23 protein-coding genes are annotated in these 22839 nt (G+C 51.1%); 9 read left to right on the top strand and 14 right to left on the bottom strand.

What is annotated here, in order from left to right:
- Positions 1-76: 76 nt before the first annotated feature.
- The 5 genes from TK45_RS08145 to TK45_RS08125 all read left to right on the top strand — a co-directional run bounded on the left by TK45_RS08145 (position 77) and on the right by TK45_RS08125 (position 3384).
- Positions 77-1165 carry a protein kinase gene (locus tag TK45_RS08145; RefSeq protein ID WP_131258150.1) on the top strand — a complete coding sequence of 363 codons (1089 nt, stop codon included), beginning with the start codon at positions 77-79 and terminating at the stop codon, positions 1163-1165.
- A 157-nt stretch (positions 1166-1322) separates the two neighbouring features.
- Entirely contained in the window at positions 1323-1622 is a 300-nt protein-coding gene (locus TK45_RS08140) for a hypothetical protein (protein ID WP_131258149.1), read from the top strand.
- A gap of 42 nt (positions 1623-1664) precedes the next feature.
- The gene (locus TK45_RS08135) at positions 1665-2264 is read left to right on the top strand and encodes a LysE family translocator (protein ID WP_131258148.1); all 600 of its coding nucleotides are present in this window, start codon (positions 1665-1667) and stop codon (positions 2262-2264) included.
- 44 nt (positions 2265-2308) lie between these two features.
- Complete coding sequence (locus tag TK45_RS08130; protein ID WP_131258147.1) at positions 2309-2662, top strand: DUF1428 domain-containing protein; 354 nt, start codon at positions 2309-2311, stop codon at positions 2660-2662.
- 20 nt (positions 2663-2682) lie between these two features.
- A complete protein-coding gene (locus TK45_RS08125) occupies positions 2683-3384 on the top strand; it encodes an aspartate/glutamate racemase family protein (RefSeq protein ID WP_131258146.1) in 702 nt (233 codons plus the stop codon).
- A gap of 40 nt (positions 3385-3424) precedes the next feature.
- Here the strand turns inward: TK45_RS08125 and chrA are convergent, their stop codons facing one another.
- Positions 3425-4600: a chromate efflux transporter gene (chrA, locus tag TK45_RS08120; protein ID WP_131258145.1), complete on the bottom strand. Its 1176-nt coding sequence runs from the start codon at positions 4598-4600 to the stop codon at positions 3425-3427.
- Between the two features lie 157 nt (positions 4601-4757).
- Here chrA and TK45_RS08115 point away from each other — a divergent pair, with 157 nt between their 5' ends.
- Complete coding sequence (locus TK45_RS08115) at positions 4758-5432, top strand: hypothetical protein (RefSeq protein WP_131258144.1); 675 nt, start codon at positions 4758-4760, stop codon at positions 5430-5432.
- A gap of 82 nt (positions 5433-5514) precedes the next feature.
- Positions 5515-6036, top strand: a complete 522-nt coding sequence (locus TK45_RS08110; protein ID WP_131258143.1) for a DUF1569 domain-containing protein — start codon at positions 5515-5517, stop codon at positions 6034-6036.
- A gap of 35 nt (positions 6037-6071) precedes the next feature.
- Here the strand turns inward: TK45_RS08110 and TK45_RS08105 are convergent, their stop codons facing one another.
- Positions 6072-6857, bottom strand: coding sequence for a hypothetical protein (locus TK45_RS08105; protein WP_131258142.1), 786 nt, complete (start codon positions 6855-6857; stop codon positions 6072-6074).
- Positions 6858-6868: 11 nt separating this feature from the next.
- On the bottom strand, positions 6869-8803 hold the full coding sequence (locus TK45_RS08100) for a M1 family metallopeptidase (RefSeq protein ID WP_131258141.1): 1935 nt from the start codon (positions 8801-8803) through the stop codon (positions 6869-6871).
- A 182-nt stretch (positions 8804-8985) separates the two neighbouring features.
- On the opposite strand from TK45_RS08100, the gene TK45_RS08095 reads away from it, so the two are divergent.
- The gene (locus TK45_RS08095; RefSeq protein ID WP_131258140.1) at positions 8986-9324 is read left to right on the top strand and encodes an FKBP-type peptidyl-prolyl cis-trans isomerase; all 339 of its coding nucleotides are present in this window, start codon (positions 8986-8988) and stop codon (positions 9322-9324) included.
- Positions 9325-9459: 135 nt separating this feature from the next.
- Here the strand turns inward: TK45_RS08095 and TK45_RS08090 are convergent, their stop codons facing one another.
- The 8 genes from TK45_RS08090 to TK45_RS08055 form a co-directional block, all read right to left on the bottom strand.
- Entirely contained in the window at positions 9460-9948 is a 489-nt protein-coding gene (locus tag TK45_RS08090; RefSeq protein ID WP_131258139.1) for a DUF2269 domain-containing protein, read from the bottom strand.
- Position 9949: 1 nt separating this feature from the next.
- Positions 9950-10594 carry a hypothetical protein gene (locus TK45_RS08085; protein ID WP_254426569.1) on the bottom strand — a complete coding sequence of 215 codons (645 nt, stop codon included), beginning with the start codon at positions 10592-10594 and terminating at the stop codon, positions 9950-9952.
- On the bottom strand, positions 10595-11497 hold the full coding sequence (locus tag TK45_RS08080) for a hydroxymethylglutaryl-CoA lyase (RefSeq protein WP_131258138.1): 903 nt from the start codon (positions 11495-11497) through the stop codon (positions 10595-10597).
- A complete protein-coding gene (locus TK45_RS08075; protein WP_131258137.1) occupies positions 11494-13491 on the bottom strand; it encodes an acetyl/propionyl/methylcrotonyl-CoA carboxylase subunit alpha in 1998 nt (665 codons plus the stop codon). The genes TK45_RS08080 and TK45_RS08075 overlap by 4 nt, the downstream gene beginning before the upstream one ends.
- On the bottom strand, positions 13488-14285 hold the full coding sequence (locus TK45_RS08070) for an enoyl-CoA hydratase/isomerase family protein (RefSeq protein ID WP_131258136.1): 798 nt from the start codon (positions 14283-14285) through the stop codon (positions 13488-13490). The genes TK45_RS08075 and TK45_RS08070 overlap by 4 nt, the downstream gene beginning before the upstream one ends.
- Before the next feature lie 9 nt (positions 14286-14294).
- On the bottom strand, positions 14295-15902 hold the full coding sequence (locus TK45_RS08065; protein WP_131258135.1) for a carboxyl transferase domain-containing protein: 1608 nt from the start codon (positions 15900-15902) through the stop codon (positions 14295-14297).
- Positions 15903-15963: 61 nt separating this feature from the next.
- Entirely contained in the window at positions 15964-17133 is a 1170-nt protein-coding gene (locus TK45_RS08060; RefSeq protein WP_131258134.1) for an isovaleryl-CoA dehydrogenase, read from the bottom strand.
- A complete protein-coding gene (locus tag TK45_RS08055; protein WP_131258133.1) occupies positions 17130-17522 on the bottom strand; it encodes a MerR family DNA-binding transcriptional regulator in 393 nt (130 codons plus the stop codon). The genes TK45_RS08060 and TK45_RS08055 overlap by 4 nt, the downstream gene beginning before the upstream one ends.
- A 117-nt stretch (positions 17523-17639) precedes the next feature.
- Between TK45_RS08055 and TK45_RS08050 the strand changes: the two genes are divergently transcribed.
- Positions 17640-18821 (top strand): acetyl-CoA C-acyltransferase, encoded by a 1182-nt coding sequence (locus tag TK45_RS08050; protein ID WP_131258132.1) that lies wholly within the window; start codon positions 17640-17642, stop codon positions 18819-18821.
- Between the two features lie 57 nt (positions 18822-18878).
- Here TK45_RS08050 and TK45_RS08045 read toward each other — a convergent pair whose 3' ends face one another.
- The 3 genes from TK45_RS08045 to TK45_RS08035 all read right to left on the bottom strand — a co-directional run bounded on the left by TK45_RS08045 (position 18879) and on the right by TK45_RS08035 (position 22644).
- Entirely contained in the window at positions 18879-19388 is a 510-nt protein-coding gene (locus tag TK45_RS08045; RefSeq protein ID WP_254426568.1) for a hypothetical protein, read from the bottom strand.
- Positions 19389-19520: 132 nt separating this feature from the next.
- Positions 19521-20825, bottom strand: coding sequence for a PAS domain-containing methyl-accepting chemotaxis protein (locus TK45_RS16420; RefSeq protein WP_131258131.1), 1305 nt, complete (start codon positions 20823-20825; stop codon positions 19521-19523).
- 196 nt (positions 20826-21021) lie between these two features.
- Entirely contained in the window at positions 21022-22644 is a 1623-nt protein-coding gene (locus tag TK45_RS08035; RefSeq protein ID WP_131258130.1) for a tetratricopeptide repeat protein, read from the bottom strand.
- Positions 22645-22839 lie beyond the last annotated feature (195 nt).

Raw genomic sequence — 22839 nt, 5'->3', positions numbered from 1 at the left:
GCTGCGCTTCAATTTTTCCACAGAGAGTGGCGTTAAGCGCTCATGTGCGTACCGCAGTTCAACACCGAGATGAACAATGTCAGAAACTAGCGATTTTTATTCCTTTGAGCCCCATCTGAAAATACTGATGTTGGAAGGGATCCTTGGTCTCGGAAAATGTATCGACCTAACAGGCGGAATGTGTGGCGAGATATATATTTTCGATCAAGGGGAATTCGTGACGCCTCGTTACGTTTGTGCGAAGGTCCCAAAACTGTTACGCCAAACTGCGTCGAAAGATATCGCCAAAAGGTTTGTAGATGAGATGGAGAAGCAACTCAACTTTTACCACCATATGTTTGTCCATTGGGCTTTTGACTTTAAGAGTGTTACGGGGGTACCTGTAGCACTGTTCAGGTTCTGGGGAAGTGACTTAGATAAGTTAATTAGGGTCGGAGAATCGAGCTTCGTCGAGAAGCTTTCGCTGATGATCTACATGCTGGAAGGTTTGAGACATTGCCAAGCCAAGGGGCTCGTGGCGCATCAGGACCTAAAGCCGCAGAACATTTTTATTAGAGAAATGAAGCCGCATTATCCAGATTTGCCTGAGCTTGATATCTACAAGTTTCCAATGATTGCAGATTTTGGACTTTCTAATGCCTTTCTGGATTCCGGTATTTACGACGGTTCCCGCCCGTACATGGCTCCAGAGCAGTGGGAAAAGAATGAACTGTCTCAAGCAACAGACACTTTTGCACTTGGCGTGATTTTTTATCAACTATTAACCGGTGGGTATCACCCTGTTGGAATAAAGTTGGCTGAGTATTGGCCAAATCCAGTGTCAGGAAATTCAAAGAAATGGACTAAGGTTGCCCCATGGAAGAAGTGGGCTTGCGAAGGCGCGAAAGTTGAAGAAATTGGAGCTGGTACCCAGATGAATCCTGAGGCGATTAGTCTTATTCGGCAGATGCTGTCTAGTGACCCGAGCGACCGGCCAGATATTGGATCTGTATCTGGCATACTCTTAGATTTGCTAAGACAGGAACACTATGAGAGCTATAGGCAGGTCGAGTTTCTATTAGATTACTACAACAAGCAGGCTTCACATGAATCTTTTGAAGCTGGCTGGCCATATCTGGCGGCTCGATGGGAATGGTTTAAATCAGAGTTTGGAAAACACTCATAAAAAATGCCAATATCACTTGCTTAGGCTTCGCCATATTATCCGGAACCAACGCTACGCCATTGCAACATTTATGGTGACCTTATTGCGAACCCAAAATCGGGAAATAAATCCGCAATATCTACTGCTACTAAGGACAAACGAATTAAAGGATTAATAGATGGGACTATCAGCAATACTATTTGCAGTTGATGTGCTTATTTCAACGGCATTTATTTGGCTAGCCTCCAGGCTTAGTTATGTAAAAATCGATGCGAAAGATATTGCCTTCATTGTGGTATGCGTTTCTATCGTTTCGCTAATTCCGGTGATCGGCTGGTTGGCCGGTATCACTTTGTTTTTCTACTTATTGATGCAGGCAACGGGCTGTAATTTCGTTGATGCCGTCTACGTTGTTCTGTTTTCAAAACTGATTTCCTTCGGCGCTATGGTTCTCCTCAGTGGGCAATTTATGCAATAAAACATGCGCATCGCCTGCTAAAAAAAGGAATAAATAACAACAATGTATGAGTCTTTAATTTCACTGGTCGTCGCGACCGCCTTACTACTTGGTTCACCAGGCCCCGCGCCACTGGCATTGGCCGGTGTGGGGGCGACGTTTGGCATTAAGCCCGGGCTGCCATTTTTGACCGGGATTTTATTGGGGTTAGCCGTGGCCATTGTGGGGGCTACCTTAGGATTAGCCACCTTGTTTAGCGCGTTTCCTGATGTGAAGCTGGCTGTGCAGATCGCCGGTGCACTGTATATCCTCTATGTCGCCCAGAAAATTGCCCGCGCACCTGTCATCGCGGTTAATGACGACACCAGCCAAACTGCGCCGCGCTTGATCGACGGTTTTATTCTGAACCTGTTAAACCCGAAAGCCTATGCGGCGTTCTTTGCGTTGTTTTCGCAGTTTATTCTGCCGCTGGAAGGGGCGCTGTTGAGCCACGTTGCCACCGGGATCGTGTGTTTTTCTGTGGCGGTTGTGGTGGATGCCGTCTGGTTGGTGCTTGGCCGACTCATTCGCCCGCTGTTTGAAACGCCGCGCTCGGCAAGGATTATGCGGGTCAGTTTTGCGCTGTTGATGGTCGCGGCTGTCATCTGGGCAATGTTCAAATAAGTGCTAAGGTAAAGCGTGTTTAGCTTGCCTGACTGGAGAAAATCATGAGCTATGTAGACGGTTATGTGATCCCTGTACCCAATGAGAATAAAGAGGCCTATTTTGAGATGGCCAGAACCTGTGCGCCGATTTTTAAAGAGTTTGGGGCGTTACGCATTGTCGAAAATTGGGGCGATGACGTGCCACCGGGTAAGGTGACCTCATTCCCGATGGCGGTCAACTTGCAAGAAGGGGAATCGGTGGTGTTCTCCTGGATTGTCTGGCCGGATAAAGCCACGCGCGATGAGGGTATGCAAAAAGCCATGCAGGATCCGCGCTTTGCTGAGTACGAGGGCCATATGCCATTTGATGGTAAGCGTATGATATTCGGCGGTTTTCAGACTGTGGTTGATGAATAAACCGAGTTTTGAAGAGTAGTATGAAAACCATCGGTTTATTAGGCGGCATGAGCTGGGAAAGCACCCTTGGCTATTATCAGGCCATCAATCAGGGCGTGAAACAGGCGCTCGGTGGTTTGCACTCGGCCAAAATTGCGTTGGTGAGCGTCGACTTTGCGCCCATCGAGCGGTTACAACATGCCGGCGACTGGCAGGGTACGGCGACGATTCTGAGCAATGCAGCCAAACAAGTGGAAGCCGCGGGTGCGGACTGCTTGCTGATTTGTACCAATACCATGCACAAGGTAGCGGCAGAGATAGAATCGGCCATCGCGATACCGCTGCTGCATATTGCCGATGCCACCGCAAAGGTGCTGGTACAGCAAGGGATTACCCGGGTGGGGCTGCTTGGCACCGCATTTACCATGGAGCAGGATTTCTACAAAGGTCGCCTGACCGAGCACTTTGGTCTTGACGTGGTGGTACCTGATGAGGCTGACCGAGCGATTATTCATCGGGTGATTTATCAGGAATTATGTCTGGGTAAAAGCGTGCCTGAGTCTAAAGCCGAGTATCTGCGGATCATTAAGCAGCTGGCAGAGCGGGGCGCGCAAGGGGTGATTCTGGGTTGCACCGAAATCGGATTGCTGGTCAAACAGACCGATACGGATATTACATTGTTCGATACCACCGCTATCCATGCGGCCAGCGCGGTGGCGTTCGCATTGGGTAAACAGGATTAGCATCTGTTAGTTGATGTTCCTGCATCCACGCAGACATTGGTTAACCGGCCATTACCGTAACCCCAATACGCAGCGCCACACACAAGCCCACAACTGCAAGTACCGGTAGTTTTTTCAGGCGCAACAACGCAAAGGCACACAGGGCAATCAGCCCATCGCTTACGCTGTGAAGCCCATGCAACAATACCGGGTTATACCAGGCGGCGGCCAGAATACCGACTACCGCGGCATTGACCCCACTGACTGCACGCAGCGCCGGCGCTAAACGATGTAACCGTTGCCACACGGGTAACACGGCGGAGACCAGCAAAAAGCCGGGCAGAAACATCCCCAATAATGCAATTAATGCAATACCAATTTGCCCCGATGTGGGCGCAACCAGCGCGCCTAGATAGGCTGAAAACGCAAACATCGGGCCGGGAATGGCCTGTGCTGCGCCATAGCCAGCCAGAAAGTCAGTTTCACTCAGCCAGCCGGTAGTGACCACACTCTCTTGTAACAGCGGTAACACCACGTGGCCGCCACCAAAGACCAGTGCACCGGCCTGATAAAAGGCCGCAAAAACGGCGGTTGAAGTTGGGTTGACCATTGGCCATAACGAGGCCATTACCAGCAGCAATCCAAAAACAATGACTAACAACCATGACAGGCCGGCGGGAATCCGCGCTAAGCCCGGTACGATTTGCTGGCTGTTATCGCGGCGGATCAGCGCAACGCCGGCCAGCCCGCCGCCGGCAATCACGATAAGTTGTGTGGCAGGCGATTGCAGCGTCAGCATGATCAGCAGGGATAACAGCGCAATCAGGCGGCTGGGTGTATCCGGGCACAACGCGCGCCACATGGCCCACAGCGCATCGGCTACTACTACACAGGCAACCAGTTTGAGCCCGGCGATTGCGGCTTGCCCGATGGGCCCGGACAGCGTGGCAACACTGCTGGCAAACAGTAATAACAGCAGCACGGAGGGCAGGGTAAAGGCGATAAAGGCACACAAGGCACCTGCAAATCCTGCGCGATGCATGCCAAGCAAGAACCCCAACTGGCTACTGGCGGGCCCGGGTAAAAACTGACACAGCGCCAGATATTGGGCAAATTGTGCCTCGGTTACCCAGCGCTGGCGCTCCACCAGTTCACGCCGAAAATAACCAATATGCGCCACAGGCCCACCGAATGAGGTCATGCCTAAACGCAGAAAAGTAATAAGCACATTCAGCATAACGTTGTTACCTGCCAGGTGGTGTCTGATGTTGTTGCATGATGGAATTAAACCAATGATTTAATTAAAAATATCCAAGTTTCTGACATATAGTGTAGAGCATTCTGGCGCGTAACCGACAGCGCTAATTATGATGGAGAAAATGATGCGGGCGAGCGTGACAACCTCTCTGTACGTGTGTGGCTTTTTACTGGTCTTGCTGGCCGGGTGTGCGGCTGTCAGTTACCCGTTGGCGGATGTTTATAGCTGCATTAATCAGGGTAAGGGGTATGGCATGGCTGATGGTCAGGCGCAGTGCCTGAGCAGCTACCCTGATAGCGGCAAAACCTGCACCGATGAGGCGCAATGTGCCGGTAGTTGTATTCGTCATGATGCGTTTGCCGAGCCGGATGCGCTATCCAGCGGGCAATGCAGCGCACGCCGATTCCGGGATAGCTGCCATCAGTTTATTACGCTTGGAAATGCCAGCCCGGTGATTTGCGACACCGAGCTGGGGAATCTGACTACCGATGACTGGAGCCCGGAATACGCGCAGCAGCGGCACACCATGCTGGACGAACTGGATATTGCCGGCTGTTTGGCCGGCGGTGGAGTGGTTACCCTGATGGGATACTATGCCTTACCCGGTTGTGAGCATGTGTATGCCGATGGCGGAAAAACCTGCCAGCAAGACGATGACTGCACCGGCGAGTGCCTGGCACAGGTGGAGCCAGAAAGTGGACAGGTGAATGCATCCCATGGCGTGTGTGCTGCCTCGGATAATCTGGCCTGCGTCATCCTGTTTGACGGCGCACCGGCCAGTGAAACGGTCTGTTTTGGTGATTTACTTTAAGCCGTAAGGTGTTGTGACATGGTTGTCGGGTGTGATTCATGCGAGTATTCGGCAAGATTGGTAAAGGAGATTGAGATTCATCATGCAGCGTCGACAGTTTATTAAATCGGCCGTGGGAGTCGGGATTGGCCTGGCGGTGGGCAGCGCGGTGTGGAATTCAATCCCCTCCGGAGAATCCCCGTTGACGTTAGCGGCGGCGCGAGACGCATTAGCCCGCGTGATCGCGGACAACCGCGCCAGTGCAGGGCAATGGTCGCTGGCCATGGTGTTTGAACACATGGCGCAGAGTATTGAGTATTCGATGCTTGGCTATCCGGAGCACAAACCGGCGTGGTTTAAAGCAACCATCGGCGCCGGTGTATTTGCCTTGTTTAGTGAAAAGGGGCGCATGAAGCATAATCTGGCGGAAGCCATTCCCGGCGCACCAGCGCTGAGCGGCACGGATGTGACAGTTCAGTACCAGCGTTTGCAGGCGGCGATTGATGCATTTGAGCAGTACGAGGGTGAGCTACAGCCCCATTTTGCCTATGGCCAATTAAGCAAAGCGCAATATGTGCAGGCCCATGTGATGCACATTTTTAACCACCTGAAAGACGTGGTGTAGTTAGAAAAAAGCCGGTCATTGACCGGCTTATTCGTTTAGGCTGTTTTTTGCCACCAGTGTACATGCACTGCCTGCCAGTAAATCACTACAAAGCGCACCAGTAAGGCAACCAGGAAGCTGAATACATAACCCAGCCACATACCTGAACTGGCATCCAGATTGTGCTCACCGAGCAGTAAGTTCATCCCACCACACAAGGCCAGTAACAAGGCAAAAATAAGCATAAAGCCCAATACCGTGACAAAGTTTTTAAACAGGGATTTGCCGCCACGCCACAGGGATAAACGCTCCCGTTGCACATTGATATTCAGTGCATGCATAAACCACGACAGGCTAAGCAACCAGCCGAACAGTAACAGGCCGGCTTTTACCCAGGTCCACTCGTCGGGCAGCAACATAGTGACCAGCGCCATCATGCCGACTAACACCAACGGCACGACCAACCAGCGCAGGAATAAGCCTAATGCTGGCCAAAACAGGCGACCTGCATCGCTGAACCAGCCGACTAAGCGCACGTTGCCAGTTTGCATTTGCGCCGTCAGGCCAGCCGTCAGCGCCAATTTAGTTAACAACAGGATCGGTAGCAGCAAAGCAAAGCTCATGAGACCCAGTGAAAAGCCATCTGAGGATTTCATTGCGCCAAAGAACACCGCTAAAAACTCCGGACTACCAATTGGCGTAGCGTTGATATCCGCGACAACATACTGGTTACCAAACTTCATCAGCAACACAAATGCCGGCAGTAATATCAGCCACTCGATTACCAGGGTAAGCAGGGCAGCCCATTTACACATCCATACGGTTTTAAATGCTTTCATCATTGGAAGTCTCCTTACCATGCCAACAGCAGGCTTACGGCACTTTGCATGCTAATAAACATGCTTTGCACCCAGCGCCATGCTTGCTTGCTGTTTTCGCCGGTGATTTTGTTGTTATTGGCGAAATTACCGTCCAGCAACACACTGAATTGTGGATCGACCAATACTTCGACCAGTTCACTGTCGGTGCGCCATTGCCATTTTTCCCAGGCTTTGTCCGGGGTCATCTGCCAATAGCGGGTTTCTACATGCCCATCGGCATAGACCAGATTGACGTTCACGCCCGGTACCATTAACTCGCCTTCGCGCAGCAAGGTAACGCTGTGCTGCCAGCTGTCGGTTTCTTCCGGTGCAGTAAAGGTGGGATTAGCCGGATCGCTGGTTAAATCGAACCCACCGCGCGAGTCGGCTTTGTCGCTGCTCATGCGATAGGCGCGCAAGTCAATGGTTTGCAGGGTATTAAGTGCGTTATCCAGAAACTTTGCCATGTCTTCATCAACGGTGGCGGCAACGGAGAGGAAGTCCTGCGTGGTCGGGTGTTTAAAGGCAAAGGCCTGATAGTAGCCCTTCAACACGCGATCCATTTTTTCCACGCCCCAGATACGTTCCGCCGTGGCGAGAATCGTTGCGGGTTTTGAATAGGAGTTGAGACCGTATGCGCCCGTTGTGGCGTATTCCCAAGAAGGAGTATTGACCGGATCCGTCACGCGAGCGCCCATAGTGGCAAGGTGATGACCATAAGGCATGCTGACGTTGAGTGGGCCAATATGGAAGGCGTAAGGCTGGCCGAACGATTCAGCCATGATCCGGCCTTCGGTGTAACTGTTGATGCCCTCATCCAGCCAGGACTCTTCAAACTCATTGGAGGCCATAATGCCTTGCCAGTAGTTGTGGCCAACCTCATGAATGGTGACCATCGCTGCCATTTCCTGAAAAGGCGATTTATCCAGGTTGGTAATGGTGGTGACCAGCGTGGGGTATTCCATGCCGCTGGCGCCATCGGCATCTTCTGGTGGTTGTACTAACGTCATCGTTGAGTGCGGGTAATAACCCACATGCTCATGAAACCAGCGGAACGTCGCTGCTGCTGCGTCTAACTGATTTTGCACGGACTCTTCATCCAATGGCGGCTGATACAACAGGCGAATGGTGATGCCTTCGTATTCAGTACTGGCTTCGCCAAACTTGCTGTCAGCGACCCATACGAAATCGTGTACATCTTCCGCCATATAGTGATGGGTGGTGTTGCCGTCTTGTTCAGTTTTCTCTACCAGTACACCGGTTGCGCCCACCACAAATTCGCTGGGTGCGGTAAGGCGTACATCGTAGTTGCCAAAATCGGCAAAATATTCGCTGTTGGCGTGGTAGCGATGGTTATTCCATTGGCCGTTGAAGAACACGCCAGGCTTAGGAAACCACTGGGCAACAAAGTTAAAGGTATCGCCATTGTGGCCGCTGCGTGCGTACACCTTAGGCAATTGGCTAACAAAGCTGAAATTCAGGGTAACCGACTCACCCGGTGCCAATGGGGCAGGTAAGGTCAGATCGGCGATATCGTCATCCATTTTCCAGTTCGGCATTAAGTCGTTGCCGCTGGCATCAGACAGCGCGGTGACCAGCACATAGCCAAAGTTGTCTTGATCGTCACCTTCGCGGGCATCGTTACGCAATTGTCCACCATTGCTTTCCTGAATAAAGGTGGTTTGCGTGTGGGCAAAGGCATTCAGGTATAGGTGAAACGGCATGTTAGTAAGGGTTTGAACGCTGGTGTTGGTCCACACCAGCGTCATTTGCGCGTTTACACGATGGGTATCGGTATCCAGTGTCGCGTCGATTTGCGTTTGGTGTACCCGCTCAGAGAATGGGCCAGGGCTACGCAGTGGACTGGCATAAGCGCTTTGCAGCAACATCAGTCCGATGCTAAGTAGAGCACAAAGACGTGGAAGCACGGTATCTCCTTGTTTTTGTTTTAAATTCCGAATATTTATTGTGCAGCTAGCATGGCCACAGTGCAATCGCCAATTCAATACAGATTTGCCGGTATGTGCCAGAGAGTGGATAGAACCCGACTGGCATTCACAAAGATTTACAATTAACCTTGCGCACCAAATTCGACCTGACGGAAAAGACCATGACTAATGACTTAAGAATTGAAGATATTGAAGTCGGTAACGGCGACACTGTGAAAAAAGGCGCCCTGATCACCGCCCATTACCGGGGCTTTTTAGAAGACGGCAGCGAATTTGATTCCTCCTATGCCAAAGGCAAGCCCTTTCAGGTAGTACTGTCGAAAACCAAAGTCATTCAGGGCTGGTTTATCGGCCTGCAGGGTATGCAGGTTGGTGGCAAACGTAAGTTGTGGGTACCGGCTGAGCTGGCCTACGGCGAACGCCAGATTGGCGATATGATCCCGCCCAACAGCAATCTGATTTTTGAGATCGAACTGCTGGAAGCACTGAACCGGGATTAAAAAAGGGAGCTGGCGCTCCCTTTTTTATTAACAGTTACCCAGCCTAGCACGAGCCACTTTTGATTGATTGGGCTTGCCAATCGCGCGGGTGATAGCGTCACCGGCGGCAATCAGGACTTTGAAACAATCAATTGATCACATTAATGGTGTTTTGCTGATAGCCAGATACATGATCAAGATAACAGCGATGGGAATAATGATGATTGCAATCTTAGTGAACGAACCGTGGTATATGCTCAGCGCTCGTTTTTGCCATAGTGACAACGACCTTTGCTGATAAAAACGAGCTGATGCTTTTGCGGCGATAAAGTTACCCAATACTATATCGACGATTTCCAAAGGCAATAGGATTGCGCCTACGAGCCACAATTTTTGATTGAGCCATGCTGTGTTCCACCACCCATAGCTTATTGCCATCCAACTACCTGATATGAGCAGTAGCGCAAAAGCAATATGTTCGATGATGAGTGTAATAAAGAATACTTGGCTGACTTGCTGCAATAAGGTGTTATTTTCGGGATGGTTGCGTTCAGCGGTTTTAAGCACAAGCCAAGCTCCAAGAGGAACACCAAGCCAAAACACCAGTGAGCCAATATGGAGCAATTTAATAAGAGAATATTCCATCCTATCGCACTACTTTATGAGCCACGATTAACATCCACATTGTGCTCAAAACCATAGACGTCGCGGTAAAGAATTGCGCCTGTTGCATCCATTGTAAGGCAATGGAAACTGATAACAGTAAACCCAGTAACCAGGATGCAATGCCCCAAACTCCGATCCACCGGGGGAGTCGTTGTTGGTAGATCGCGTTTAGCGTGAGAACCAGTCCGCCGAGGTTGTATAGTCCGTTACCCAAAAAGCCGGTCAGGTACATCGCGATAGTTTCAAACAGCGAAATCGTCTCAATAGACTGTTGGATACTTATTAGATGAGGAATAATAAAAGCGTACAGCGTCTCTGCAATTAAGTCCGGTGCGATACCGATGGCTATCAGAGTAAACCCGAGCGTTCGTGCGAGGTTTCTGGACAATTCTGCTGCAAAAATTCCACAAAACAGCAATAGACCCAGAGCGGATAACATCCATATAAACCATGACAGTGACCAAATCACACGGTGAGAGTCGATATAGGCGATTCGCTCGACTAATGTCGTATCGATGGGCAATCCGGGCCTCATCGGTCCATTCATTAGGAAGCAGGCGATAGTAATGACAACGACCACCAGATAGATGGCCGTAATTTTAAACATCCTTGTCTGTTGCGTCATTTAACAGTTACCCAGCCGGGCTCGAGCCACTTTTGATTGATTTGGCTTGCCAATCGCGCGGGTGATGGTGTCACCGGCGGCAATCAGTTTATCCAAATCAACCCCGGTGTGGATGCCCATGCCGTTTAGCATGTAGACCACATCTTCACTGGCCACGTTGCCGGACGCACCCTTGGCATAAGGGCAGCCGCCTAAGCCTGCAACTGCACAATCGACTACGGCAATACCTAATTCCAATGCTTTGAGAATATTCGCCAGTGCCTGACCATAGGTATCGTGAAAATGCACGGCCAGTTTTTCTGCCGGTACCACCTGCATAACGGCACGCAGCATGGCTTCGGTTTTAAGTGGTGTGCCGACGCCGATGGTATCGCCGAGGGAGATTTCATAGCAGCCCATTTGTAACAGGGCTTCACTCACTTCAGCGACTTTTTGCGGGGCAATGTCGCCCTCATAGGGGCAGCCCAACACACAACTGACATAGCCGCGCACACGAATGCCCTGAGCTTTGGCCGCTGCCACCACCGGGGTGAAACGTGCCAGCGATTCTTCGATGGAGCAGTTGATGTTTTTCTGGGTAAAGCTTTCTGATGCTGCACCAAAGATCGCCACTTCATCAGCCCCGGCGGCAATCGCCGCCTCAAACCCCTGCAAATTAGGGGTCAGGGCAGAATAGGTAACGCCGTCTTTGCGCTTAATCGCGGCAAAGATCGCTGCGCTGTCGGCCATTTGTGGTACCCATTTGGGCGACACAAAGCTACCGGTTTCCACAATTGGCATGCCGGCATCTGCCAGGGCTTCAACTAACGCGACTTTGTCGGCCAGCGCGATGCTGGCCTGTTCGTTTTGCAGACCGTCGCGCGGACCCACTTCAACCAGTTTTACTATGGCAGGATAAGTCATGCGTCCGCCTCAAAAGCCAGCAGATCGGCGCCGCCGTTAACCAGCTCGCCCGGTTGATAATAAAACTCGCTGACCTGACCGCTGGTGGGCGCCACGATGCTGTGTTCCATCTTCATGGCTTCCATGACCAGCAGCGGGGTGCCTTTTTCAACATGTTCACCAGTTTTTACCAGATGAGTGACGATGGTGCCGTTCATTGGCGCGGCAAAATCGGCCGGGCCGCCGTGGTCACTGTCTAATTGCAGATCCGGTAACACATGACGAATCACCACTTCACCATCGGCACCGAATAAGTGCAGCACCTCGTTTGCCTCAAATACAGAAAGTTGTTGATGCACGCCATTAATGGCGATGCTGAGCTGACGTCCATCCAGGCTGGCGGTGGCTTCCCATGCAGAGGTGCCAGCGGTAATGGCAAAATGGCCTGCATGATGACGGCTAACCACCAGTTCCTGCTGTTGCTCATCATGGCTCAACACAACGGTTTGGTGGTAATTGTCGTTGGCGCGCCACTGACTTTGCTTATTCCACGGCGAATGAATATCGGCATTTCGCGGGATAATGTGCGTGGTGTCCTGTGCCTGCTTAAGCGCCAGATACACGGCACCGGCGACCAGATAGGTGCTCAATTCAGGCTTGGCTGCAGCAAACAGCCTCTGTTCGTGCTTATGGATAAAATTGGTGTCCAGTTCGGCAGCGGCAAACGCTGGGTGGCTGGCCAGTGCATGCAGGAACGTCAGGTTGGTAGTCATGCCGCAAATACGGTAATCACGCAGGGCTGATTGTAAGCGGGCTAAGGCCTTATCGCGGTTTTCATCCCACACGATCAGTTTGGCGATCATCGGGTCGTAATAAACCGAGACGTCATCGCCTTCACGCACACCGGTATCGACACGCACAAAGCGGGATTCCTGTGGGGTTTCCAGCATGGCTAGTGTACCTGTGGCAGGCAGAAAATCATTGTTGGGATCTTCGGCATAAACCCGGGCTTCAAAGGCATGGCCTTTGATTTGTAATTGCGCCTGAGTTTTGGGCAGGTGCTCACCGTCTGCTACGCGAATTTGCCATTCCACCAGATCTTCGCCGGTGATCATCTCTGTTACGGGGTGTTCAACCTGTAATCGGGTGTTCATTTCCATAAAGTAGAAGCTACCGTCCACATCCAGCAGGAACTCAACGGTACCGGCACCCACATAACCGATAGCATGGGCTGCTTTGAGGGCCGCATCACCCATTTGCTCGCGTAGGTCTGCCTGCATGCCGGGGGCAGGGGCTTCTTCAATCACTTTCTGGTGACGGCGCTGCAAAGAGCAATCCCGCTCAAACAGGTACACGCCATTGCCATGCTTATCGCAAAACACCTGAATTTCCACGTGGCGGGGTTGCGTCAGGTATTTTTCTACCAACATCAGATCATCGCCAAAACTGGACATGGCCTCGCGTTTGGCCGCTGCCAGTGCGTTATCGAATTCCGCTTCGCTATGAACCTGACGCATGCCTTTACCACCGCCACCGGCAGCGGCTTTTAACAGCACAGGGAAGCCCATGCTGATGGCTTGCTGTTTCAGAAATGCCGGATCCTGATTATCGCCGTGATAGCCGGGGACCAGCGGCACACCGGCCTTTTCCATGATGGCTTTAGCGGCAGATTTGCTGCCCATGGCTTCAATTGCGCCGGTGGGCGGGCCAACAAATTCAATTCCGTTCGCGGCACAGGCATTGGCAAAAGCGGCGTTCTCAGACAAGAAGCCGTAGCCAGGGTGGATAGCATCTACGCCAAGTGCCAGTGCGGCATCCAGAATACGCTGACTTTGCAGGTAACTTTCTTTACTTGGCGCCGCACCAATGTGCACGGCTTCATCTGCCATGGCCACGTGCAGAGCATTGACGTCGGCATCGGAATAGACCGCGACGGTTTTAATCCCGAGTTTCTTAGCGGTCTTTATTACGCGGCAGGCAATTTCGCCGCGGTTGGCAATCAGTAACTTTTTCATTGTTCGGACTCCACGCGCCAAGCCGGCAGGCGTTTTTGCAAAAACGCATTTAAGCCTTCCTGCCCCTCGGCAGATACGCGAATCGCAGCGATTTGTTCACTGGTGTAGGCCAGCAGCTCGTCGTTAACCGGGCGATTTGCCACGTTGGCAATCAATTGTTTAGCACCGTGCATGGCGGCAGGACTGTTTTGTAGCAGGGCATTAACTAAGCCTTCTACTGTCTTGTCCAAATCTTCTTCGGTGACGGTTTCATTAATCAGGCCGAGACGTCGTGCGCGACGGGCAGTAAAGCGTTCGGCGGTCAGAAAATAACGGCGTGCCTGACGCTCACCGATTGCAGCAATCACGTAGGGGCTGATAGTCGCCGGGATGAGGCCAAGCTTGACCTCAGACAGGCAAAACTGGCTGAGCTTGGTGGCCACGGCCATATCGCAACAGGCGACGAGGCCAACCGCACCGCCAAATGCCGCACCACGCACTTTAGCAATGGTTGGCTGGGGCAGGGTGTTAAGTGCGAACAGCATCTCGGCCAATGCATTGGCATCACGCAGGTTTTCCGCTTCGCTGTAGCCGGCCATGCGCTGCATCCAGCTCAGGTCTGCACCTGCGCAGAAGTTTTTGCCATTGGCGGTTAAGACCAACACGCGCACGCTGCTATCGCTGGCGATACGGCGAAATTGTGCGGTTAGCTCGGCAATCAGCGCATCGTCGAACGCGTTGTGTTTATCCGGACGGTTGAGCGTCAGGGTGGCAACCCCACGTGCATCTACCGTGTATAGAAGGGCGTCTGTCATGCTGCGTCCTTACATTCTGAACACGCCAAAGCGTGTGTCTTCAATGGGTTTATTCAAAGAGGCGGAGATACATAAGCCCAGCACCTCGCGGGTGTCGGCCGGATCAATCACGCCATCGTCCCACAGACGGGCGGACGCGTAATAGGGGTGCCCTTGCTTTTCGTAAGTGTCGATAATCGGCTGTTTAAAGGCTTTTTCTTCTTCGGCAGGCCAGTCTTCACCGCTGGCGGCTTTTTGGTCGCGCTTGACCTGCGCCAATACGCCAGCCGCTTGCTCGCCACCCATTACTGAGATGCGCGCGTTTGGCCACATAAACAGGAAGCGTGGATCGTAAGCGCGCCCGCACATGCCGTAGTTGCCTGCACCGAAACTGCCGCCGATTAAAATGGTGAATTTAGGCACATTGGCACACGCTACCGCTGTGACCATTTTGGCGCCGTGTTTGGCGATACCACCTTGCTCATACTGTTTGCCGACCATAAATCCGGTGATGTTTTGTAAAAACACCAGTGGAATTTTGCGCTGGGCACACAGTTCGACAAAGTGCGCACCTTTGAGCGCGGATTCACCAAATAAAATCCCGTTGTTAGCGACGATACCCACCGGGTAGCCGTAAATACGCGCAAAACCGCACACTAAGGTGGTGCCATACAGGGCTTTAAATTCATCGAATTCAGAGCCATCGACGATACGGGCAATCACTTCACGCACATCAAAGCTCTGTTTGCTGTCTTTCGGGATCAGGCCATACAGTTCCTGTGCGTCGTATTTGGGCGCTACCGGCTCACGCACATCAATATTCAGGGTTTTCACACGGTTTAAGCGGCCAATAGCGTCGCGGGCGAGCTTGAGCGCATGATGATCGTTGTTGGCCAGATAATCGGCCACACCACTGGTACGAGTGTGCACATCGCCACCACCGAGCTCTTCTGCGGTGACCACTTCGCCGGTTGCGGCTTTCACCAACGGTGGGCCACCTAAGAAGATGGTGCCTTGTTCACGCACGATAATCGACTCGTCGGCCATGGCTGGCACATACGCACCACCGGCGGTACAGGAGCCCATTACCACGGCAATCTGGCCGATGCCTTCGGCTGACATGGTGGCCTGATTAAAGAAAATGCGACCGAAGTGTTCACGATCCGGGAAAACATCGTCCTGGCGGGGCAGGTTAGCGCCGCCTGAGTCCACCAGATAAATACACGGCAGATTGTTCTGACTGGCGATGGTTTGCGCACGCAGGTGTTTTTTCACGGTTAGCGGGTAATAGGTACCGCCTTTTACGGTGGCATCGTTGGCCACAATAATGCATTCCACGCCAGCCACACGGCCAATGCCGGTGATAATGCCGGCGGCGGGAACGTAATCGTCGTACACTTCCCACGCGGCTAACTGGGACAATTCTAAAAACGCGCTGCCAGGATCGAGCAGAGCATCGATACGTTCACGGGGCAGCAATTTACCGCGAGCGACGTGTTTGGCGCGGGCATTTTCGCCGCCACCAAGCTTAATTTGCGCAACTTTTTGTTGTAAATCATCGACCAACGCCTGCATCGCCGCTGCATTGTCGGCAAAGCCCTGGCTTTTGGTATTTAAACTGGATTGAATGACTGGCACGCTGTGCTCCTGGTCTGACAAAGCCGGCCCGGGAGCCGGCTTCAAATAGCAAATGGCAGACTTATGCCGACTCTTTAAATAACTCGCGGCCAATCAGCATGCGGCGAATTTCTGAGGTGCCGGCACCGATTTCATACAGTTTGGCATCGCGCAGCAGGCGTCCGGTTGGGAATTCGTTGATGTAACCATTGCCGCCCAGTAACTGAATGGCATCCAATGCCAGTTTGGTAGCCAACTCGGCAGAATACAAAATGGCGCCGGCGGCATCTTTACGGGTGGTTTCGCCGCGATCGCAGCTACGCGCAACCGCATAAACATACGCACGTGCAGCATTCATCTGGGTATACATGTCGGCGACTTTGCCCTGAACCAGCTGGAATTCACCGATAGACTGACCAAATTGCTTACGATCATGGATATACGGCACCACGATATCCATACAGGCCTGCATGATACCTAATGGGCCACCTGACAAAACCAGACGCTCATAATCCAGACCGCTCATCAGAATTTTGACGCCATCACCCTCGTTACCCATCAGGTTTTCTGCCGGTACGCGGCAGTCTTCAAATACCAGTTCACAGGTATTGGATGAACGCATGCCCAGCTTATCCAGCTTCTGCGCCTGACTGAAACCGGGTGTACCACGTTCAACGATAAACGCGGAGATACCTTTGCTGCCACCTTGTGGATTGGTTTTTGCGTAAATCACGAACACATGGGCATCCGGACCGTTAGTGATCCACATTTTGTTGCCGTTAAGCACATAATGATCGCCGTCTTTACGGGCCGTCAGTTTCATCGACACCACGTCAGAGCCGGCGTTGGGCTCACTCATGGCCAGTGCACCAATATGCTCGCCGCTGACCAGCTTAGGCAGGTATTTTTCGCGCTGTGCTTCTGTACCGTTGCGGTAAATCTGGTTTACACACAGGTTAGAGTGGGCGCCGTAAGACAGACCGATGCCAGCAGATGCGCGGCTGATCTCTTCCATGGCAATCACGTGAGCCAGATAGCCCATATCGGCACCACCGAATTGCTCAGAAACAGTGACTCCCAGCAGGCCCATTTCGCCCAGCTTTGGCCACAGTTCGTTGGGGAAGCTGTTGTCGTGATCAGATTTTTCTGCCAGTGGCGCGATTTCCGCCTGTGCGAACGCATACACGTGATCGCGCAGCATATCGATTTCTTCGCCAAGACCAAAATTCAGAGTAGGGTAAGGGGCGTTCATTTGGATTCCTCGAGTTCAGCCAGCTCATCGCGGCAACGTTGTTCAACTTCGTCCATCTCAGTCATCAGCAGACGAATGTCTTCCAGTTGCTGTTGCAATATGGCTCGCTTGGTTTTTGTCATGTCCAGCATCGCATGTAGCTGTGCTGCGGAGTTCTGGTTGCTGTCGTACAGATCAAACAAGGTTTTGGTTTCTGCCAGTGAAAAACCCAGGCGTTTACCCCGCATCACCAGTTTCAGGCGCACGCGATCCTTTTTGTCATATACCCGCGTTTGGCCATTGCGCCCCGGAGAGAGCAGGCCCTGCTCCTCGTAAAAGCGGATGGTACGCGTGGTGATGTCAAATTCTTTTGCCAGTTCACCAATGGTATAGGTTTGCTGTTCGGACATAGTTAGTTTACGTTTACGTAAAGAGTAAGTTAACGTAAAGGTAAAGTAACCTCAGCGGGTCGTCAATATTCCCCCCTGTTTCGGGTGGAAACCGCTGTATACATTTCGAGGATGAAGATGAGCGCGAATGATATTGTAATTGTGGCCGCCAAACGCACGCCAATGGGCGGTTTCATGGGAACGCTGGCCGATGTAAAAACTACAGATTTGGGTAGCCATGCGATCAAAGCCAGCCTGGAATCGGTGGATTTGGATGCGCAGCATGTTAATGAAGTGATCATGGGATGTGTATTACCAGCCGGCTTAGGCCAGTCTCCTGCACGTCAGGCCGCCTTACATGCCGGATTGCCATTGGGCGCCGGTGTCACCACCATCAACAAGGTGTGTGGCTCGGGTATGAAAGCGGTCATGATGGCGCATGATTTTATCAAGGCGGGAAGCGCGGAGGTCGTGGTAGCTGGCGGTATGGAAAGTATGTCCAACGCACCGTACCTGTTACCTAAAGCCCGCGGTGGTTACCGTATGGGACATGGTCAGGTGCTGGATCATATGATGCTGGACGGTCTGGAAAACGCCTACGATGGTAAAGCGATGGGCTGCTTCGCGCAGGATACTGCCGACGCGGAAGGCATTAGTCGTGAACAGATGGATGAATTTGCCTTAAGTTCGTTATCTAAAGCGCAAAATGCGCAGCAAACCGGCGCATTTGACAGTGAAATTTCGCCTGTGGTTGTGGCTAGCCGTAAAGGTGAGGTCACAGTAGACAAAGATGAAAACCCATTAAATGCGCGCCCGGATAAAATTCCAACGCTGCGCCCGGCGTTCAAGCGTGACGGTACTGTGACAGCGGCTAACTCAAGTTCTATTTCTGATGGCGGCGCCGCTTTAGTGGTGATGACAGCAGCTAAAGCTCAGTCACTGGGCCTGAACCCGCTGGCAAAAATCGTGACCCATGCCAGTCATGCGATTGAGCCGGAAAACTTTACGGTGGCCCCGGTTGGCGCCATGCAAAAACTGCTGGATAAAGCTGGTTGGAGCAAAGACGAGGTGGATTTGTGGGAAATCAACGAAGCCTTTGCGATGGTGACCATGTTGGCCATTCGTCAGTTGCAGTTGGATGAAGCCAAAGTCAACGTCAATGGCGGCGCCTGTGCGTTAGGTCACCCGATTGGTGCCTCTGGTGCGCGTATTATCGTGACATTGCTGCATGCGCTGAAAAACCGTGGTTTGAAAAAGGGCGTAGCCTCTTTATGTATCGGTGGCGGCGAAGCAACGGCGATTGCGGTAGAGATGCTCTAAGTTGATTCGTTGCAACTGAATAAAAAAACGCCTCAAATGAGGCGTTTTTATTAAAAATTAAATAGTACTAGATTCACACATATCTCGTTCAGCTTGATATTTAACAACCTTTGGCCTATCCAACTCGATTGTTTTTACATCACTAACTAACAAACCTGTATCCACTTCCTGAATCCATACATCTATTTTGTTGCTATTTTCGTAGGTTTTCCTATTTAGCATGTAAGATTTACCTTCCGGCAAATGTACAGTGAAGTCAGTGATTGCCTCTGACTTACTGTTTATCACGGCTCCATCCGCGGCGATGACTTTAACCCACAAATGATGTTCACCTTCCTCGTATTGTCGAGGTTGTGCCCACATCGTCGGACGTTGGTTGTAACACATCAGGTAAGCATACATTCGCTCGTTTTTGGGGCCTTTATCGCGCATAAAGTTCTCAAACCTAAAGTGTCCAGGTTTAACTTCCGCTTTTATGGTCATTGAACTGCATCCCGTACCCGATGCTAGCATCATGGTGCAAACTAAGGTTGAAAACGCCAATTTGGCAGGCCGTAGTTTTGTCATTGATATCACTCCTTCGAATCTTCTTTGCTGTGGATAAGAACCCGTCCTAGACAAAACTTGCACACGTTTTTCAATGTTTCAACAATAGTCAATTCAATTAGTTAGCTCATTCAGTATCAGTTCAGGTTAAAATCAAGGTTTTAACTTAACCACCATATCCACGAACTGACTGACGCCTCGTTGCACTTCGCTCAGGCCATCGGCGACATGTTGAATGCTGTCTTCGCCGTGCAAAGCGATACCAGTTACACCGCTTAGCTCCGCGTCTATTTGATGAATGAGCCCAGTATTCTGCTGCACAACGGCGGCGATTTCCTGGGTCGCTTCGGCTGTGCGTCCGGCCAGTTTACGTACTTCATCTGCTACCACGGCAAACCCACGCCCGGACTCGCCAGCGCGGGCGGCTTCTATCGCGGCGTTGAGTGCCAATAAATTGGTTTGATCGGCAATGCCGCGAATGGTGGTAACGATTTCATCGATACTTTTGGACTGTTGCATCAGATTCGCGCCAATATCCGATGCGGCTTGTACCTGTTCAGCGATTTGGTGAGAGGTTTTAATTGCATCGTTGAGCACGCCCACGGCGTTACCTGTAATCTGTGAGGTTTGTTCTGAGGTCGCGGCCGCTAATTCCACCGCCTGCATAGCTGTATTGACGCGCTGGGAGATATCCGAGGCAAATTTAATCACCTTATACACTTTGCCATTATCATCAAATATCGGGTTATAGGTGGCTTCTAACCACAACACATTGCCGCGCGCATCGAAGCGTTTATAGCGACCCGCTGAATGTTTACCTGCCGCCAAATCTGACCAAAAATTGGGATGCTTGCGGTAAAACTCCTCATCACAGAACATGCGGTGATGTTTTCCTACAATGTCGCTAAGCTGATATCCTACGACGCTCAAGAAATTCTGATTGGCGGTGAGGATGGTGCCATCGGTTAAAAATTCGATAGTCGCCAAGGACTTATCCAACGCGTATAGCACGGCTTCTTTATCTTTCAGGGTCCGTTGCGTGGCGGTGACATCGGAGGCAATTTTTATCACTTCAGTCACCACACCCGAGTCGTTTTTTACCGGAAAGTAGCTGGCTTGCAGGAAAATCGTATTGCCCTGTTTGGTTCGGCGGGTAAATATGCCACTGAAACTGTGGCCATTGCCCAAATCACGCCAGAATTCCTGATATTGCTGGGACGCGGCCAGTTGTTTGTCGCAAAATATTCGGTGATGCTGGCCAACAATCTCCTTCAGACTGTAGCTCATGGCGTCTAAAAATAGGGCGTTAGCATCTTTCACTGTGCCATCCGGCTTAAAGCTGATAAATGCGGTATTTGCTTTGATCGCGTCCAGTTCATTTTCCAGCAAGGCCATGTGACGCAGATTATCTTGTTGCGCCGATGTGACCTGTTCTGCTTTTCCCCATTTCAGAAACATTACCCTGCTCCCATACCTGCTAATCAGTTGAAAATTATGCGCCTTTGACCGAATTTACGCGTCAGGTCAAAATTTGGATTTAATCGTTTAAGTTTAATGCGCTAATTTTTATTCCTTTGTTGAGTATAATGAGCAATATGCAGCAGGCAAATTTGCTGAAGTGGCTGATTTATGGGCAAGAATTGACTAGTTTGGGCTATGTATTCTGGCTATGGATATGCATATCGCGGATCATGCGCTGACGAATTTCGTTAAAGCGGTTTTTGTTGGTTTCCGATAGTGACTGGCCTTTGAGTTCATCGGCGATTTTCAGCGTCTTGACGCGTTTATGCTGCGGGCACTGATGGGTGACCATGGCATCGAACAGATTGATTAAAAACGCAGGCTCAGCCGGGAACAGAATGTGCGCCTGATAAAACAAGTCAATTGCCTCACTCAGCTTGTCATTGCTAAAGGCTTCGAGACCGCGTTTATTGAATTCGAGGGAGCGTGATTTTTTATCGCCCAGAGAAATTTCATTTTGCGCGATGCGCATTTGCGTCATGGCTTTTTCGTTTTCATCCAACAGTTTATCTTTGCGGTTTTCGACCTGCTGTTGAATCTCCGACGCTTTGCTGGTTTCGCCCACCGCAAACCAGGCCTTAACCGCATCTGACATGGTATCCGTGCTGGCGCTGTCAAATTCCAGCATGGCGTGGTTATTCAAAATGCTGTTGGCTCTGACTTCATCCCCTTCCATGATGTAGGACAGGGCAGTGATGTAGTTTTTACATAAATCCACATCATCTTCCATCGCGCGGCGGGTACCGCCAATGATGGTTCTGGCTTGCTTAAGCGATTCTTCGCGCGTTAGGGGATCGGACTCGGCACGCGCCAGATAAACCCTGGCTAAATCGGCGGATAGTTCGGAAAACCGTTCCCTAACGTGTCGATTCGACTCGCGCTTACGCTCCAACAGGGCGATAGCTTCATCGATTTTTTCCTGCATTTGATACAAATGCACTTTTAACCGCGCGGTGGAAAGCGTCAGTTCTGACTCGTTAATTCTGTCCAGATATTCCTGAGCTTTGTCATATTCGGTGTTGCTGATATGGATCCGCGCCAGCCATTCACACGCTTTGTCTTTGGTTAGTGATGTATCCAGCATGGAATCCAGTTCAGCCATGCTTTCGTCTTTATCGCCATTGAGAAAAAGTGCCACTACCAGCCCCCAGCGGGCCCAGATGACTTTGTCGGCTTTTTGCAGGATCTCGCGGTAAATACTCGCGGCATCAGCGTAACGATGCAGCTTAAGCAGCAGGCGAGCACGCAGCTTGGTAATGATGGCACCGCGGCGCAGAATTTCGTTTTCCGCATCGACGCCATCCAGATGAGTGAGCGCCGTGGCATAATCTTCGATGTCCATGGCGCGGTACACGTCGGCAAGCATCTTACGAGCCAGCAGGCAATTACTAATAACACCCTGAACATTGCGAATAGTGTAGGGTTTCAACACCACCGAATCTGGGTGTACATCAACAATCTGACCAAAAATCAGCGGCATGCGGTCTGAGGTGATAAAAATCACTGCGACGGAAGGCTTGAGCAGATCGGCCTGTTGCAATTCCTGAATGACTTCGACGCCATTTTTATGCATGCCCAAATGGTAATCCATCAACACCAAGTCAAAATGACGTTCACGCATGGCCTGGCGAAGCTCGCGCCCCTGGCTATAGCAGCCAATTTGCTCAAACCCCATATGCATGAGGTTATTGCGCAAATTAATGCGTGCGACACCATTGTCTTCAACAATGGCTAATCGAATGTGTTTAAAGTCCATGCGTTGGCGTTTTCTCAGCTAATACGATGTGAGAGCAAATCTAATAAGCCCGCAAACATAACCCTAATTGCTTGAATAATAAAAGTATTCAGATAAGAAACAGGTTATGAATTGTAACCCACAGCAAGTATAAGCATAAATTTGTACATTTGAACTGACAGTCAACTTGGTGAACTTGCATATTGACGTTAACGT

This window comes from Bowmanella sp. JS7-9, from assembly GCF_004329715.1.
Lineage (GTDB): Bacteria > Pseudomonadota > Gammaproteobacteria > Enterobacterales > Alteromonadaceae > Pseudobowmanella > Pseudobowmanella zhangzhouensis.
This window is presented reverse-complemented; position numbering and strand designations above follow the sequence as displayed.

What these genes read in the sequence shown, in the direction of transcription:
- TK45_RS08145 (WP_131258150.1), top strand. Translation starts at nt 77, where the DNA reads ATGTCAGAAACTAGCGATTTTTATTCCTTTGAGCCCCATCTGAAAATA.
- TK45_RS08140 (WP_131258149.1), top strand. Translation starts at nt 1,323, where the DNA reads ATGGGACTATCAGCAATACTATTTGCAGTTGATGTGCTTATTTCAACG.
- TK45_RS08135 (WP_131258148.1), top strand. Translation starts at nt 1,665, where the DNA reads ATGTATGAGTCTTTAATTTCACTGGTCGTCGCGACCGCCTTACTACTT.
- TK45_RS08130 (WP_131258147.1), top strand. Translation starts at nt 2,309, where the DNA reads ATGAGCTATGTAGACGGTTATGTGATCCCTGTACCCAATGAGAATAAA.
- TK45_RS08125 (WP_131258146.1), top strand. Translation starts at nt 2,683, where the DNA reads ATGAAAACCATCGGTTTATTAGGCGGCATGAGCTGGGAAAGCACCCTT.
- chrA (WP_131258145.1), bottom strand. Translation starts at nt 4,600, where the DNA reads ATGCTGAATGTGCTTATTACTTTTCTGCGTTTAGGCATGACCTCATTC.
- TK45_RS08110 (WP_131258143.1), top strand. Translation starts at nt 5,515, where the DNA reads ATGCAGCGTCGACAGTTTATTAAATCGGCCGTGGGAGTCGGGATTGGC.
- TK45_RS08105 (WP_131258142.1), bottom strand. Translation starts at nt 6,857, where the DNA reads ATGATGAAAGCATTTAAAACCGTATGGATGTGTAAATGGGCTGCCCTG.
- TK45_RS08095 (WP_131258140.1), top strand. Translation starts at nt 8,986, where the DNA reads ATGACTAATGACTTAAGAATTGAAGATATTGAAGTCGGTAACGGCGAC.
- TK45_RS08090 (WP_131258139.1), bottom strand. Translation starts at nt 9,948, where the DNA reads ATGGAATATTCTCTTATTAAATTGCTCCATATTGGCTCACTGGTGTTT.
- TK45_RS08085 (WP_254426569.1), bottom strand. Translation starts at nt 10,594, where the DNA reads ATGACGCAACAGACAAGGATGTTTAAAATTACGGCCATCTATCTGGTG.
- TK45_RS08080 (WP_131258138.1), bottom strand. Translation starts at nt 11,497, where the DNA reads ATGACTTATCCTGCCATAGTAAAACTGGTTGAAGTGGGTCCGCGCGAC.
- TK45_RS08075 (WP_131258137.1), bottom strand. Translation starts at nt 13,491, where the DNA reads ATGAAAAAGTTACTGATTGCCAACCGCGGCGAAATTGCCTGCCGCGTA.
- TK45_RS08070 (WP_131258136.1), bottom strand. Translation starts at nt 14,285, where the DNA reads ATGACAGACGCCCTTCTATACACGGTAGATGCACGTGGGGTTGCCACC.
- TK45_RS08060 (WP_131258134.1), bottom strand. Translation starts at nt 17,133, where the DNA reads ATGAACGCCCCTTACCCTACTCTGAATTTTGGTCTTGGCGAAGAAATC.
- TK45_RS08055 (WP_131258133.1), bottom strand. Translation starts at nt 17,522, where the DNA reads ATGTCCGAACAGCAAACCTATACCATTGGTGAACTGGCAAAAGAATTT.
- TK45_RS08050 (WP_131258132.1), top strand. Translation starts at nt 17,640, where the DNA reads ATGAGCGCGAATGATATTGTAATTGTGGCCGCCAAACGCACGCCAATG.
- TK45_RS08045 (WP_254426568.1), bottom strand. Translation starts at nt 19,388, where the DNA reads ATGACAAAACTACGGCCTGCCAAATTGGCGTTTTCAACCTTAGTTTGC.
- TK45_RS16420 (WP_131258131.1), bottom strand. Translation starts at nt 20,825, where the DNA reads ATGTTTCTGAAATGGGGAAAAGCAGAACAGGTCACATCGGCGCAACAA.
- TK45_RS08035 (WP_131258130.1), bottom strand. Translation starts at nt 22,644, where the DNA reads ATGGACTTTAAACACATTCGATTAGCCATTGTTGAAGACAATGGTGTC.